Source organism: Herbiconiux sp. SALV-R1 (assembly GCF_013113715.1).
Lineage (GTDB): Bacteria > Actinomycetota > Actinomycetes > Actinomycetales > Microbacteriaceae > Herbiconiux.
Genome location: NZ_CP053345.1, coordinates 75495 through 90585, shown reverse-complemented (window position 1 = coordinate 90585; position 15091 = coordinate 75495). Strand labels below are relative to the sequence as shown.

Below are 15091 nucleotides of genomic sequence, written 5' to 3'. Positions count from 1 at the left end.
CATGAACGGCAAGAGGCTCGGCCAGCTGCCCATCAGCCGCGAGGAACTCCTCACCGAGCTCGAGCACACCCTCACTGAAGGCGACTTCGCGCCCGGCGACCGACTCCCCTCCGAACGAGCACTCTCCGAGACCTACGGCGTGTCACGTCCGGTGGTACGGGAAGTCATCCAACGACTGCGAGAGCGCGGGCTCCTCCATGTCGCTCCTGGCAGCGGGACCTACCTCCGAGAGCCCAGTGCCCTCGACTGGGCTCGCCCCTTGGACGCTGTCAGCCGACGCAGCGGCACCACAATCCGCCAACTCGTCGAAGCCCGCGTCATGCTGGAGGAGAAGGCCGCGCGACTCGCCGCAGAAAACGCCACCGACGACGACTTCGACAAACTGTCACGAGCACTGGACGCCTTCAACTCCCCCGGAGGCATCATCGATCGAGCCCGGGCCGACATCGCGTTCCACGCACTGATCGCACGCGCATCGCACAACCCCGTCCTCGAAATGATGTTCGGCTCCATCGCCCCCCTCGCCTTCGAAGTCATGCTCCGAAGCCTCGACGACAAAGACGTCATGCGCGAGGGCGCACCCCTCCACGAGGACGCACTCCAAGCGCTGAAGGCGCGCGACGGCGAACAAGCGGCCGCGCTCATCGGTAAACACATCCGCCTCGCTGCAACGCTCTTCGGAGACGACTACGAGAAGTCCGTCGAACGAGTCGCACGAAGCAAAGTACAGGCCCTTTTCGGGCCGAACGCCTCCCTCGAAGAGGTCGTCGCAGACGCACTCTCATAAGCCACACTCTGCTCACCCCTCCAATCACTAGGCCCCATGCGCGCGCCCGCCTATACCGTCACCCTTCATCTGCGCCGACGTTCGAGTTGTCGAACAACCCGCTCGGGGTTGCGCACCCGCATCAAAGTGTCGCGTTCGACCCTCTTCGCAGCTCCTCCGTCCGCGGACGATGACACTGCCACTTGCGTTTCTTTTACACAACCTGGAGACACAACCCTCAAGCGGACGTGTCAAAACACCACGATGAATCAGTTCACTCAAGGAGTTGCGGGTTCGCTCACTAATTCCGCAGAGCGGTGTACGTTCTGTTACATGTCAGCCGATTTCTCACAGCGGTTCAGTGAGTTGTTCCCTCGAGTTCTGCCGAGTACCGCCGACCGCGAAGCTCGCACGCTGCGAGAGACGATCCTGGCTGACTCGCGAAGACGAGTCGCCGGTCAGTTCGCAATAGAGGCCGACGATGGGTCTCTCGAGGGACCGTTCGGGTTGTTCCTCTTCGCCCCCTCCGTCGGTGGCCCGCTGCAGGAACTTGGTGCCAGCTTGCGCACCGCGACCTGTCTGTCTCTGCGTCAGCGCGAGCTCGGCGTGATCGCCATTGCTGCCGCGTTGGACTCGGAGTTCGAACTGTGGGCCCACCTGCCGATCGCCCGCGGCGCAGGGGTGGAGGAGTCCGTGCTTCAGAACGTGATCCATGGGCGCCCCCTGGCCGACTCCCTCGAGCAGGCCCTCGTCGAGTTCTGTCGCGCCGCAGCCAGGGAGGCCGCGCCGACCGCGCAGTTCGAACTGCTGCAGGAGCACTTCGACCGGCGTGCGCTGATGGAGATCATCGCTCTGGTCACGTACTACCGCGGACTAGCGACCATGCTGGCGCTCTTCGGCGTCGGAGCGCCGGACGATCGCTCCTGAGCCGCCCGCCCGCGTACCCGACTCAGAGTCCCGCCCGCACGGGGAGCACCGGGGAGCCCTCGACAATCACGTTCCTCAATGCGCCGAGCCTCTCGATCTCCGCCTCGACCACGTCGCCCGGTCGGAGGAAGGGGAATTCCTCGGCGCTGTGCGTGCGAGAGAGCTCGTTGATGCAGCCGGTGCCGCATGTCCCGCTGCCGAAGAGATCGCCAGGGCGCACGTCGGCCCCGCGCGACGCATAGGCCACCATTTCGGGGAAGGACCAGTAGACGTCGGACCAGGATGCATCGCTGTACCGACGGCCGTTCACCGTGCACGTCATGCGCAGGTCGAAGCCTGTCGCGGTCGCTCGATCGGCGAGCTCGTCGGGCGTCACCACCCAGGGGCCGATCGACGTCGCCGTGTCCTTGCCCTTCACCGGCCCCATCGACAGGCCCATCTCGCGCTTCTGCACATCGCGACCGCTCCAGTCGTTGAGCACGGTGTAGCCGACGATGAGGGGCGCAGCCTCGCTCGACGTCAGGTCGCGGCCGCCTCCACCCAGGATGGCGCCGACCTCGAGCTCGAAGTCGAATTGCTCCGACCCGGGCGTCATGTGCACGTCTCCCGGCCCCTGTATGGCATACGGGTTCGAGAAGTAGAACACCGGGAGTCGATACCAATCCGGGTCCATCTCCAGTCCTCGCCACGCGCGTCCGGCTTTCACGTGCTGCTCGAAAGCGTAGAAGTCTCGGAAGGCGCCTGTGCTCTCGAGCGGCGAGAGGAACTCGATCTCGGCCTGCTCACCGAGCGGCTCGTCGAGCCCCCGTTCCGATACCGCGCCGGCGAGGGACTCGCAGCCGTCGCCGATGAGAGAGCGCACACCGCGCACTCCCCGCACCGGCCTCAGTCCGTCGTCGTGGGCGACGACGAGGTGCTCGGCTCCGTCTTCGACGACACGCACGCGGGCTAGCTTCATGAGGATCTCCTTTGTTCTTCTGACAAGAACACATTCTTGCATCCGAGACAAGAAACCGGAACAATGTATTCCGCCAGACCGTCTGTGATCTGGAGTGCAGAACAGAGTGGAGCACGTCACGCGACTGCTCACCGGAGAGGAGTACGTGCCGTGGATGCGACACCGTGGGGATTGATTCGAGCGATGGGGCAGGTGTCGCTGCGCACAAACGACCTGGGAGCGTCGATCCACGACGCCGTCGACGTGCTCGGCCTGCAGGTGACCGCCGCGGAACGGGGCGTCACCTACCTTGCGGCGTCTGCCGTGCACCACGAACTCCGCCTGATCGAGTCCAGCGAGAACGGCGTCGAATCGCTCGGGCTGATCGCCCGCGACGGCGATGCGTTCCGAGAACTGCGCAGCCGGGTCGACGCGGAGGGGCTCCGCATCCTGCGTCATCGACCAGCGCCGCTGGGTGTCGCCGACAGCTTTGCCTTCGTCGGGCCCGAGGGGTTCGTCTTCGAGGTGATGCACGACATCCAGGACAGGCGCATCGACAGAGTCGGCTTCGGTCCCACCCGCTACGGCCACTTCAACTTCCATCCGACGCAGCCGACCGCGATGAAGGAATTCCTCGTCAGGGTCTTCGGGTTCCGGGTGTCCGACGTCATCGGTGAGGACTACGCCTACTTTCTGCGCTGCAACAGCGAGCATCACGGCATCGCGATCATCAAAGGCGACGGCACGCTGCACCACCACGCCTGGGGGGCGCAGAGCGTGAGTGAGCTCACTCGACTAGGGGACCGGCTGCACGTTCTCGGCAGGAAGCTGATCTGGGGTCCGGTGCGTCATGGCGCCGGCAGCAACATCGCCGCGTACTACGTCGAGCACACGGGCAACGTGGTCGAGCTGTACACCGACATCGAGCACATCTACAACGATCTGCGCGCTCCTGTGTACTGGCAGGAGTCCGACGTGTGGTTCAACGACTGGTCCGACTATGTGCCCGAGGGGTTCCGCCGTCTCGGAGTGCGTCCCGCGGAGGTTGTCGACGGCGTCGCGTGAGCAATGGCGCACTAGGATTCCGCCATGGAGAACTCAGGCGGCGAGCCCACCGATGCGCCCCCATCCTATGCCGTCGAGTCGGTGATGAACGCCGCGCGCATCCTGTTGATGCTGCGCTCCGCCTCCGAGCTGCACGTGGGCGCGGTCTCGGAGGAACTCGGTGTGGCCCGATCGACCGCCCACCGCCTGCTGACCACGCTGCAGTCCCAGGGTCTCCTCCACCAGCCCGCCGCCCGCCGCGCCTACACTCCCGGACCGGCGCTCGTCGAGCTCGGGGCGCGGGTGGTCGGGGCGATGGATCTTCGCGGGCAGGCACGACCCGTGCTCGAGCGGCTCGCCGAGAAAACGGGTGAGACGACGCATCTTCTGATCCTGCGGGGCGACGAGGTCGTGTTCGTCGACGGCGTCGACGGTCGACATGCGATCCGCGCGGCCACGAGGATCGGCGCGTTCGAGCTCGCCCATGTGTCCGCCGCGGGCAAGGTGCTGCTCGCCGAGCTCCCGCTCGCCGAGCTCCATCGTCGCTATCCGCGCAAGGAGCTCACGGGCGGCACCGACGGCGCTGTGCACACGCGCACCGCACTCGAGCGCGAGCTCGCCGAGGTGCGGGAGCGCGGGTACGCTGTGAACGACTCGGAGTCCGAGGCGGGGCTCTGTGCGGTCTCCGTTGCGCTGCGCGATGTCGGTGGTTTGGCGGTCGGAGCGGTGAGCGTCTCCGGGCCGTCGGCGCGGATGAGCGACCGCGTCTCCGACATCGCGGGTGCCCTGCGCGAGGCGCTCTCGTCGCGAGCGGACTGACGAGAGGCCCGGCGGACCTCCCGGGTGTCACCCGGCGAGGTCGTCGTAGATCGCCCGCACGATCGGAGCGAACGGATGCGCCGCGAGCGGGCGTTCGTCGAAGTATTCGTTGTGGCAGATCATGGCGGAGATTCCCGCATCGAGGTCGGCGAAGCCGACCGCTCCTCCGCCACCGGGGTGCCAGAGCACGTTGTCCTTGAACCCCAGCACGTCTTCGTGGTGAGGAACCGCCCCGCCGAGCATGAGACCGCCCTGTCCGATGACCCCCCGGCTGCCGATCATGATGCCGGCCGGCTGACCGCCGTCGCGCGGTTCGAGGAAGGTGCGGATGCGATCGGCCGAGAGCAGCCGCACCCCGTCGACCTCCCCGCCCTGGGCGTAGAGCGACCACAGGCGCGCGCCGCCGCGCGCCGTCATCCACGCCCCGCTCGGGTCGGTGCGGCCCCAGTGATGGGGAGTGTTGAAGTCGTGATCCTCGGTGATCGTGAAATCGAACGGGTCACCGACGAGGAGCTGGCCCTTGACCACCGCGTTGCGCGGATGCTCCGACTCGGGCAGGCGGTGCCAGACCCCGGAGATGCCGAGCGGCTCGTGCACGAGGGTGCGCACCAGGTCGTCGAAGGGAGTGCGGTCCGGCTCCACCCGGCGGGCGATCTCGCCGACCACGTAGCCCCAGGTGAACGCGTGGTACGCCTCTCGCTCCACCGGGTCGGAGCTGGGGGCGGATGCGGCGAGTCGGTTCACCATCCTGTCCCAGTCGTCACCGACCCAGGTCCCTTCCGGCAACCGGGACAGACCCTCGCGATGGGTCAGCGCATCCCGGACGGTGAAGCGGTCCTTGCCCTCGGCTGCGAACTCGGGCCAGACCGAGGCGATGGGTTGGTCGTACTCGAGCAGACCCCGCTCGACCTGACGGTGCAGCGCCGTGGCGGTCGAGACCTTGCCTGCGGAGGCGACGAAGAACACCGTGTCGCGGTCGACGGCGGGCCCGCCACTGCTGACCGTGCCCGCCGCGGCGTCGACGACGAGCTCGCCGTGCCGGTAGACGGCGATCTGGAGGCCGACCTCACCTCGATCGAGGGCTTCGTCCATCGCTCTGCGCAGAGCGGGGCCGGGGCGCGGATCCGTGTCGATGCGGGTGTCGCCCCGGTCGTCGGACGTCGTCGCCATGAGCCACTCCTTCGTGGTCGAGTCATCACGACGGCGGCTGCGCGTCGTTGATGCGACCCTAGTGATCGACGAGTGCGTTTACAAGCGCTTGCTTAACTTTGACGCCCGCTTGACAGAACAAAAGTCGCACAACAGAATTCAACCATGACCGAAGCCGTTCTTCCTCCGACGCTCGAGTCCGATTCTCTCGACGCAGACGTCGTGATCGTGGGCTACGGCCCTGCCGGACAGGTTTTGGCCGCCTTGCTCGGGCAGGCGGGGCACCGCGTGATCGTGCTCGAGAGGCGGCGAGGCCGCTACGAGACACCGCGCGCTGGGCACTTCGATCACGAGATCATGCGAGTGTTCCAGGCACTCGGAATCGCGGATGAGGTCAGCAGGATCGCCGATCCGGCCCACTCCTACGAGTTCCTCGACCCGGACGGGACCGTGGTGGCCCGCCTCCCCCGGGACTGGGATGCACCGTCGGGGTGGGAGGCGTCGTACCACTTCTACCAGCCGGAGTTGGAGGAGATCCTCGACCGAGCGGTGCGGAGCATCCCCTCCGTCGACCTGCGCTTCGACAGCAACGTCGTGGGCGTGCGCCAGGGTGACGGGCGCGTCGGCATCTCCCTCGCAGACGGCAGCACGGTGACGGGGCGCTTCGTCGTCGGGGCCGACGGCGCCAACAGCGCCGTGCGCACCCTGTCCGGCATCGCCACCCAGGATCTCGGCTTCCAAGCGGACTGGATTGTCGCCGATGTGCGCCCGCTGGCCGGTGCGCCCGCCCTCGACATCCCCGACACGGGCCAGGTGCTCAACCCGGCGCGTCCCAGTCACATGGGCCGGGTGTCGGCACGGTACTACCGGTGGGAGTTCATGTTGGTCGACGGTGACGACCGCGAGGAGATCGCGACCCGGGAGGGTGTCTGGCGCCTGCTCGCGCCGTGGATCGGCCCCGAGCAGGGCGAGCTCATCCGTCACACGATCTACACCTTCCGCTCGGTCGTCGCTGAGACGTTCCGGCGCGGAGCGGTGCTGTTGGCCGGCGACGCCGCTCATGTCATGCCACCCTTCCTCGGCCAGGGCATGTGCTCGGGCATCCGTGACTCGACGACACTCGCGTGGATGCTGGATCTCGTCCTGTCGGGCTCCTCAGACCCCCGTCTGCTCGATCAGTACACCGCCACCCGCAAGTCGCATGTCGTCACCTACATCGAGGAATCGGTGCGGATCGGCACCGTGGTGTGCGAGACCGATCCCGGCAGGGCCGCTCAGAGGCGGGACGCGTTGATGTCGGCGACCGAACTCCCGCCTCCCTTCCAGCCCGCGATCGAGGCGGGCATCCGGGCCGGCGACAGGCTGGCGGGCCATCTGGCGATCCAGCCGCGGTTGAGAACGCAAGAAGGCCGAGGCCGCCGCGCGGACGATGTGCTCGGGCACGGCTTCACGCTCGTGAGCCTCGTGCCGCTCGACGGCGCTGTGCAGGCTCTGGCCGATGAGCTGGGCGAGAGGGTGGGTCTGCGCACGGCGGTCCTCGGAGTCGATGTCGAGGAGGATGGCGACACGCTTCGTGCCTGGGCGACCCGGGAGGGCGTCATCGCAGTGCTCGTGCGCCCCGACTTCTACGTCTTCGGCACCGCCTCGAGCGTCGCCGACATCGCCGACCTGCTCGCATCGCTGCACGACAGCCTCTCGGTGGCGGCCCGGTGAGCGAGCCGCTCTCGGGCTTTCTCGCCGCGCTCGACCTGACCGATACCGGGGCTCGGACAAGCGAGGACATCTTCACCGGCCCGAGTCAGTGGATGCCACTCGGACGGGTGTTCGGCGGCCAGGTGTTCGCCCAGTCGCTCATCGCGGCCCAACGCACGGTTGCGGCCGGGCGCGTCGTCCATTCCATGCACGCGTACTTCCTCCGCCCGGGTCGGGTGGACCTGCCGATCACCTTCGCGGTCGACCGCATCCACGACGGCAGGTCGTTCTCGACGCGGCGTGCCCAGGCCTATCAGGACGGGTTGCCCATCCTCTCGGCGATCCTGTCGTTCCAGGACGAGGACGGCGGGCTGGAGCATCAGGTCACGATGCCCGCCGACGTACCCGACCCCGACACCGTGCCGAGTGGCGCGGAGTCGATCGGTGACGACGACCGTGGCCTGGCGAGGTTCTGGGCGACCGGGCTGCCCTTCGACATCAGACACATCCCGTCTCCGGTCTACCTCACCGTCGAGGGCGAGCGTGTCGCCGCGCAGGCCGCGTGGGTGAAATCGACCGGGGCGCTGCCCGACGACCCCGATCTGCACCGCGCGGCGCTCGCATACGCGACCGATTACACCATCTTCGAGCCGGTGCTGCGGCGTCACGGCGTGCCGTGGATGACGCCGGGGCTGAAGAGCGCCAGCCTCGACCACGCGGTGTGGTGGCACCGGGCAGGTCGCGTGGATGAATGGGTACTCCACGTGCTGGAGTCGCCGAGTGCCCGCGGCGGCCGAGGGCTGTCCTTTGGCCGCATCTTCGCGAGAGATGGCTCTCTGCTCGCGAGCGTGGCGCAGGAGGGAATGATCAGGGTGCCGACGCCATGAGTGACAGGACGACCGACGACGCGGGGAAAGCGCGCTCGGCACTGCGACGGGCCATGCCGGTGACCCGCATGCTGGACTACGGCATGGACCACTGGGATGCCACCCACCTCACCGCGGCTCCCGACCACGAGCCGTGGGATCAGGTCGCATCGGCGCTGGGGGAGGCACAGGTGGCACGGGCCGAGCATGCGGCGCGCCGAGGCGACACGGAGACGGCGGTCGCGGGATATCGTCGCGCCACGGCGGCCTTCTACTTCGCGCAGCTCGCGTTCAACTCCGACACGGAGCGCAAGCGTCTGCTCTACGACCGGCTCTCCGAGACCTATCAGGCCGCAGCCCGGTTCGACCGTCGGCTGCGCATCGACCGGTTGTCCATCCCGTGGGGAGGGGGTTCCTGCGCCGCCTGGCTCGTGCGACCGCCCGGCGTGGAGTCCGCGCCCACCGTCGTGATCGTCGGAGGGCAGAGCGGGTGGGGCGCCGCCTTCCACCAGCAGGCCGCGGCCTTCGCCGAGCGGGGTCTGAGTACGCTGCTCCTCGAGGCGCCGGGGCAAGGTGAGACGCGGATGCGAGGAGGGCTGCATCTCGGCTCGGACGTCGACGGTGCGTTCAGCGCTGCCCTCGATGCGATCGAGGCGTTCGGTGGGGCCAGCGGACGGTTCGGCATCTGGGGGAACAGCTTCGGGGGACTGCTCGCGGCGCGCGCAGCGGTTCACGATCGGCGGTTCGCCGCCTGCTGCATCAACGGTGCGGCCGCCACACCGGTGCCGCTGCCCTACCGCGCCGCGCGGGAGCAGACGCACGCCCTCCTCGGCGTCCAGTCCGACGATGCGGCCGAACGTATTCTGCGTGCCCTCTGGCTGTCGCCGCCCGTGGACCGAACCGACGCCGCGGTGCTGATAGTGCACGGGGATGCCGATCCGCTCGTCTCCCGCGAGCAGCAGGAGGTGTTCCTCGGGCTGTCCGATCGGGCGGAGCTGCGTGTCTGGGACGACGGCGAGCACACCATCTACAACCACTCCGCGGAGCGCACGGAGGTCATCTGCGATTGGTTCCGCGCGCGGTTGCGCGGATAGTCATTCGGCGGAGGCTCCGACGATGCGTAGCGCGAGAGTCACGTAGGACTCGGCGACGTACTCGGGGGTCCACTCGCCGGTGCTGCGGAACCATCGGGCCACGTCGAGCCCCATCGACAACAGGGCGATGGTGGTGATGCGCAGGTCGGCGATGGAGAACTGCGCCTCGTCGACGCCCTGGCGCAGCACAGCGGCCACAAGCCCTTCCATCTCGTCGCGCATCGCACCGATCTCGGCGCGATGGGCGGGCTCGAGCGCCGCGAGCTCGCGATTGATGATGATCGCGCTGACGTGCTCGCGGGCATGGTAGGCGACGACACCCCGGATGAGGGCGGCGAGCTGGTCGACGGGACTGTCGAACGATGCGATCGCCGCGTGCGCGACGGCGAGGGCTTCGGCATGGCCATCCTTCGCTATCGCGAAGAGCACTTCCTCCTTCGACGAGTAGTGCACGTACAGGGCGGCCGTGCTCAAGTCGGCCGCCGTGGCGATGTCCCGCGTGGTGGTGCCGTGGAACCCGCGATCCGAGATCGCCGCCACGGCGGCAGCTCGGAGCCGCGCACGTGTCCTCTCGGCCTTCGATGGAGAGACGTCCGCGATCGCCATGGGGCTCCTCCTCGGTGATGGACCGGTCGGCACCAGTTTGTCAGCGATTGCCCTTGACACGTCGGGGAGCGAGCCGACTATCTTATAAATAAGCGGTCGCTTAGTAACATGCATTGACGCCGGAACATCGACTGCTCCCGATGCATCTGCCAATGGAGGAAGCATGCACAGCACTCGTATCACCGGAATCACCGCCGCCACCGTCGCGATCGCCTTTCTTCTGTCGGCGTGCGGCGCGAGCTCCGCACCCACCGAGACCGGAGCTTCATCCGCCGACCTCGGAGCGGCCCAGGCCTCGCTCGCCGAGTATGCGGAGCCGACATCGTTCCCGGTGTCCACCCCGCTCGACGCGCTTCCCACCGGAGCGAAGGTTGCCTACGCGCAGTGCGGCACGCCCAACTGCGTGCTTTTCGGCGACCTGATGGAGACCCCGGCGAAAGCGCTCGGTATGCAGTTCGATCGCGTCGACGCGGGTCTCAGCGCAGACGACGTCGCCACCGCGTTCGACACGATCCTCGCCGGAGACTACGACGCGGTCGTGGTCTCCTCGATCGAGCCGGCGCTCTGGTCGCGGTACCTCGACGAGCTCGATGCCGCTGACGTCCCCGTCATCTCCACCGGGAACAGCGGACTCGACCCGTCGAAGGTGTTCCTCGACGCGGGCAACGCGTCGCTCAGCATCTACGGGGGGCTGCTCGCCGACTGGGCGACGGTCGAATCCGGCGGCACCGGCGAGATCGCTCTCTACGTCACCCCGGAGCTGGCACCCACGCTCGCCATGCAGAAGGCGTTCGACGAGCGCCTCGCCAAGCTCGGATCAGGGGCGACCGTCCGCGTGGTGGAGATCCCCGTCGCGCAGTACGGCAGCACCGCGCCGCAGATCGTCGTCGACGACCTCACCGCACATCCCGACACCGACGTCGCCGTCTTCACGCTCGGCGAGATGGTCGGGGGCCTCCCATCTGCGCTTCGTGCGGCGGGCATCACCGACCTGACGTCGATCCATGCCGGGGCGACCCCGGCATCGCTCCAAGGCATCAAGGACGGCGACTTCACAGCGGGTATCACCGCCGACTTCGGGATCTTCATGTGGACCCTGGTCGACGCGACCGCGCGAGCCGTGGATGGACAGTCCTTGGATCAGCCGGTCGTCGACGACGAACTAGTGATGCAGGTGGTGACCGCCGACGACCTGCCCAACGACAACAGCAAGGGCTGGACCGGGTACCCCGACTTCACCGAGCGCTTCGGCGAACTCTGGGGCGTGACGCTCTGAGCGACCAGACGACATTACCGGGCGGAGAGAGGACCATCGTGCAACCTGTCATCCTCGACGTGCGCGCGCTGCGTAAGCAGTTCCCGGGCACGCTGGCGCTCGATGACTTCGATCTGCAGGTGCGTCGTGGGGAGATCGTCGGCCTGCTCGGACACAACGGCTCGGGCAAGTCGACTCTCGTGAAGGTGCTGTCGGGTCTCTACGAGGCGGATGCGGGAGCGATCCGGCTCGGCTCCGATGGGGCGGACGCCTTTCTGCACGTCATACACCAGAATCTCGGCCTCGTACCGACGCTCACGGTGACCGAGAACCTCGACCTCGTGCGTCGTCAGCGCGCCGGCGGCCTGTGGCCGGTCGGCTCTGACGAGCGCGACCGTGCGGCACGGCTCATCGGGGAGTTCGGAGGCGCCTTCTCCGTGGATGTCCCCGTCTCGCAGCTGACGGCGGCTCAGCAGACGATCGTCGCCCTGGCCCGCGCCTTCGACGGATGGTCGAAGGGCGATCACGTGCTCGTTCTCGACGAGCCGACGGCCGCGCTGCACGGCGACGAGGTCGACGTGCTCCATCGTGCCGTGCGCACTGTCGCCGCACAGGGAGCCGGGATCGTGTACATCTCCCATCGCCTCGGCGAGGTGGTCGACCTGGCCGACCGGGTGGTGGTCCTCCGGAGCGGTCGGGTCGTCGCCCATCGCGACCGCGGGCAGTTCGACCGGCGCACGCTGGTCGACGACATCGCCGGCACAGTCGGCAGCGAGGACTTCCGTCGCACGAGGGCGAGCGACCCAGGCGAGATCCGGCTCGCGGTACGCGGTCTGCACGGAGCCACCGTGCGAGGGCTCGATCTCAACGCGCGCGCCGGCGAGATCGTCGGCATCGCAGGACTGGTGGGCTCCGGCATGGAGGAGCTGGCATCGGTGCTCTACGGAGTCCTTCCCGCCACGGCGGGATCAGTGCACGTCGACGGGCTGCCGCTGCCTTTCGGGTCGCCGCGCAGAGCGATCGGCGCGGGCATGGCGTTCGTGCCGGCCGACCGGAGACGGCTCGCCAGTATCGGGGCGTTCCCTGCCCGCGAGAACATCACCTTGCCGCGGTTGAAGCCGGTGCGGTCGTGGACCGGCGCGGTCAGCCCGGCCCGCGAGCGGGCCGACGTCAGGGGCTGGATGCGCACGGTCGGGGTGCTGCCGAGAGACTCCGAGGAGCGCCGCTTCGACCTGTTCAGCGGCGGCAACCAGCAGAAGATTGTCCTTGCCAGATGCCTGCGCCTGAACCCGGCGGTACTGCTGCTCGACGAACCCACCCAGGGGGTCGACGCCGGCGCTCAGACGGAGATCTACGAGGCTCTCAGCCGATTCGTCCAGGCGGGTTCCGCCGTTCTCGTGTCCTCGAGCGACATCAAGGAGCTCGTTACCGTGTGCGACCGCATCCTCGTGCTGCGCGACGGTGTCGCCGCGGCCGAGTTCAGCGGCCACGATCTCATCGAGAACACCATCGTGCGTGCCGTCGTCGACGACGGGCACGTGTCTGCATCCATCGAACAGGACAGGGCATCATGACGACGGCTACAACTCGGGACGACGGTCGTCGTCGCATCCTCTCCTGGTTCAGCTTCCGCAATGCGAGCGCGCTGTGGGTGCTCGCTGCAATAGTGATCGTGTTCTCGATCACGATCCCCGAGACCTTCCTCTCCCCGAGGGTCTGGTCGTCGCTGCTCGACACCAACACGGTGGTCTGCATCACCGCCCTGGGCCTCGTTCTCCCGTTGGCGGCAGGCGCGTTCAACCTCGCCGTGGGCGCACAGGTGGGGCTGGCGTCGATCCTCGTCGCGTGGCTCCTCGTGCCCGCGGGACAACCGCTCTGGATCGCGATCCCGCTCACCGTTCTCATCGGCGCGGGCATCGGGCTGGTGATGGGACTGCTGATCGTCTACGCCCACATCGACTCGTTCATCGCCACGCTCGGCATCAGCTCGCTACTGGCCGCGTCGATCACGGTGCTGAGCGGTGGACGGCAGATCCTCGGCATGCCGGAGCCGTTGGCGGAGTTCGGCGCCGGTCGCATCGGAGGGCTCACGTTCGCCTTCCTCGTCATGATCGTGCTGGCGCTCCTCGTCTGGTACGTGCTGGAACGCACTCCCCTCGGCCGCCGCATCTACGCCACCGGCGGCAACATCGACGCGGCCCGGCTCTCGGGGGTGCGGGTGGGCGCCGTGACCATCGGCACGCTCGTGGCCTGCGGTGCGATCACCTCGGTCGCCGGCATCCTCGTCACGGCACGCCTGACCAACGCCGACCCGACGATAGGGCCGGCCTACCTGCTCCCGGCTTTCACCGCGGTCTTCCTCGGCGCCACCCAGTTCCGCGGCGGCCGGTTCAACGTCTGGGGCACGGTGCTCTCGGTCTACGTCCTGGCGCTGGGGGTCAAGGGGCTGCAACTGTCCGGTGCGCCGAACTGGATCTCCGACGTCTTCAACGGTCTCGCGCTGCTCGTGGCGGTCGGGCTCGCGTCGGCGGCTCGGCTGGGTGGCCGGCGCTCCGTGCTCGACCGCATCCGCCGCCGCACCGTGCCGGCGTCGCAGCCCGCTTCCGAGGCCTCGCCGGCCTCGGCTCCCGCCACCAGGAAGAGGTAAATCATGGTCGAAGCAGTCATCGTATCGACGGCGCGTTCGCCGATCGGGCGCGCGTTCAAGGGATCGCTCGCCGCGATGCGCGCGGATGAGCTCGCCGTGCAGATGGTTCGAGCGGCCCTCGACAGGGTGCCCGAGCTCGACCCGCGTGACGTCGTCGACCTGATGCTGGGCTGCGGGCTGCCCGGTGGAGAGCAGGGATGGAACATGGGCCGCAATGTCGCGGTGATGCTCGGCCACGACCACCTGCCCGGCACCACGGTGACGCGGTACTGCTCGTCATCGCTTCAGACGACGCGAATGGCGTTCCACGCCATCAGGGCGGGTGATGGCGACGCCTACATCTCCGCCGGGGTGGAGGCGGTCAGCCGATTCGGTGCGGGCACCTCCGACGAGATCCCGGGGCACGACGTGAAGAGCCCGCGCTTCGCCAATGCGGAGGCGCGCACGACCGCGCGCGGCCTGCCGGGCGCGCCGAGCTGGACGGATCCGCGCGAGGACGGCCGGATTCCCGACGTGTACATCTCGATGGGCCAGACCGCCGAGAACGTGCAGCAGGTGCTCGGCATGTCGCGCGCCGAGCAGGACGAGTTCGCCGTGCGCAGCCAGAACCTGGCGGAAGCGCAGATCGCGTCCGGGTTCTGGGCACGCGAGATCACCCCGGTGACGCTCGCCGACGGCACCGTCGTGAGCAAGGACGACGGCCCGCGCGCGGGTGTCACGCTCGACGCGGTCGCGGGCCTGCAGCCGGTCTTCCGCGCGGACGGCACGGTGACCGCCGGGAACGCCTGCCCGCTCAACGACGGGGCGGCCGCGGTCGTCGTCATGAGCGATACGAAGGCGAAAAACCTCGGCCTGACCCCGCTCGCGCGCATCGTGTCGACGGCGGTGACCGCTCTGTCGCCGGAGATCATGGGGCTGGGCCCGGTCGAGGCGATCCCCGCCGCACTCCGCAGCGCCGGGATGTCGCTCGAGGACATCGACCTCTTCGAGATCAACGAAGCGTTCGCGGTGCAAGCCCTCGGCTCCGCACAGCTGCTGGGGATCCCGATCGACAAGCTGAACGTCAACGGCGGCGCCATCGCCGTGGGCCACCCTTTCGGCATGACCGGCGCGCGCATCACCGCCACGCTCATCAACTCCTTGCAGTGGCACGACAGGCAGTTCGGCGTGGAGTCGATGTGCGTCGGCGGGGGGATGGGCATGGCCATGGTCCTCGAACGGCTCTCGTGATCCGACCGAACCCGTTCCTGCCATCGATCACCCACCCAGAAGGAGACCCTCAGTGACGA

Annotated in this window: 14 protein-coding genes; 11 read left to right on the top strand and 3 right to left on the bottom strand. The window is 68.1% G+C overall.

Annotation, left to right across the window (positions count from 1 at the left end; all coding sequences use genetic code 11):
• The first annotated feature begins 1 nt into the window (after position 1).
• Together HL652_RS21275 and HL652_RS21270 are read left to right on the top strand one after the other, a co-directional pair.
• Entirely contained in the window at positions 2-787 is a 786-nt protein-coding gene (locus tag HL652_RS21275; RefSeq protein WP_171707553.1) for a FadR/GntR family transcriptional regulator, read from the top strand.
• Positions 788-1099: 312 nt separating this feature from the next.
• On the top strand, positions 1100-1693 hold the full coding sequence (locus HL652_RS21270; RefSeq protein WP_171707552.1) for a carboxymuconolactone decarboxylase family protein: 594 nt from the start codon (positions 1100-1102) through the stop codon (positions 1691-1693).
• Between the two features lie 22 nt (positions 1694-1715).
• Here the strand turns inward: HL652_RS21270 and HL652_RS21265 are convergent, their stop codons facing one another.
• A complete protein-coding gene (locus HL652_RS21265) occupies positions 1716-2651 on the bottom strand; it encodes a fumarylacetoacetate hydrolase family protein (RefSeq protein ID WP_171707551.1) in 936 nt (311 codons plus the stop codon).
• Between the two features lie 150 nt (positions 2652-2801).
• On the opposite strand from HL652_RS21265, the gene HL652_RS21260 reads away from it, so the two are divergent.
• Positions 2802-3695, top strand: a complete 894-nt coding sequence (locus HL652_RS21260; protein WP_171707550.1) for a VOC family protein — start codon at positions 2802-2804, stop codon at positions 3693-3695.
• Between the two features lie 24 nt (positions 3696-3719).
• Positions 3720-4493 carry an IclR family transcriptional regulator gene (locus HL652_RS21255; RefSeq protein WP_171707549.1) on the top strand — a complete coding sequence of 258 codons (774 nt, stop codon included), beginning with the start codon at positions 3720-3722 and terminating at the stop codon, positions 4491-4493.
• Between the two features lie 27 nt (positions 4494-4520).
• Here HL652_RS21255 and HL652_RS21250 read toward each other — a convergent pair whose 3' ends face one another.
• Complete coding sequence (locus HL652_RS21250) at positions 4521-5663, bottom strand: serine hydrolase domain-containing protein (protein ID WP_171707548.1); 1143 nt, start codon at positions 5661-5663, stop codon at positions 4521-4523.
• A gap of 144 nt (positions 5664-5807) precedes the next feature.
• On the opposite strand from HL652_RS21250, the gene mhpA reads away from it, so the two are divergent.
• Genes mhpA through HL652_RS21235 form a run of 3 tightly spaced genes read left to right on the top strand, consistent with a single transcriptional unit; the run spans position 5808 to position 9294 of the window.
• Complete coding sequence (gene mhpA, locus HL652_RS21245) at positions 5808-7355, top strand: bifunctional 3-(3-hydroxy-phenyl)propionate/3-hydroxycinnamic acid hydroxylase MhpA (protein WP_171707547.1); 1548 nt, start codon at positions 5808-5810, stop codon at positions 7353-7355.
• Complete coding sequence (locus HL652_RS21240; RefSeq protein WP_253743981.1) at positions 7352-8221, top strand: acyl-CoA thioesterase; 870 nt, start codon at positions 7352-7354, stop codon at positions 8219-8221. Before mhpA ends, HL652_RS21240 begins: the two co-directional genes overlap by 4 nt.
• Positions 8218-9294, top strand: coding sequence for an alpha/beta hydrolase family protein (locus tag HL652_RS21235; protein ID WP_171707546.1), 1077 nt, complete (start codon positions 8218-8220; stop codon positions 9292-9294). Before HL652_RS21240 ends, HL652_RS21235 begins: the two co-directional genes overlap by 4 nt.
• On the opposite strand, the gene HL652_RS21230 is transcribed toward HL652_RS21235, so the two are convergent.
• A complete protein-coding gene (locus HL652_RS21230; RefSeq protein WP_171707545.1) occupies positions 9295-9900 on the bottom strand; it encodes a TetR/AcrR family transcriptional regulator in 606 nt (201 codons plus the stop codon).
• A gap of 163 nt (positions 9901-10063) precedes the next feature.
• Here HL652_RS21230 and HL652_RS21225 point away from each other — a divergent pair, with 163 nt between their 5' ends.
• From HL652_RS21225 to HL652_RS21210, 4 genes are read left to right on the top strand one after another with little or no spacing between them, the layout of a single operon-like run.
• Positions 10064-11176, top strand: a complete 1113-nt coding sequence (locus HL652_RS21225; protein WP_171707544.1) for a sugar ABC transporter substrate-binding protein — start codon at positions 10064-10066, stop codon at positions 11174-11176.
• A 38-nt stretch (positions 11177-11214) separates the two neighbouring features.
• On the top strand, positions 11215-12729 hold the full coding sequence (locus tag HL652_RS21220; protein WP_171707543.1) for a sugar ABC transporter ATP-binding protein: 1515 nt from the start codon (positions 11215-11217) through the stop codon (positions 12727-12729).
• The gene (locus tag HL652_RS21215) at positions 12726-13802 is read left to right on the top strand and encodes an ABC transporter permease (protein ID WP_171707542.1); all 1077 of its coding nucleotides are present in this window, start codon (positions 12726-12728) and stop codon (positions 13800-13802) included. Before HL652_RS21220 ends, HL652_RS21215 begins: the two co-directional genes overlap by 4 nt.
• Before the next feature lie 3 nt (positions 13803-13805).
• The gene (locus tag HL652_RS21210) at positions 13806-15032 is read left to right on the top strand and encodes an acetyl-CoA C-acetyltransferase (RefSeq protein WP_171707541.1); all 1227 of its coding nucleotides are present in this window, start codon (positions 13806-13808) and stop codon (positions 15030-15032) included.
• Positions 15033-15091 lie beyond the last annotated feature (59 nt).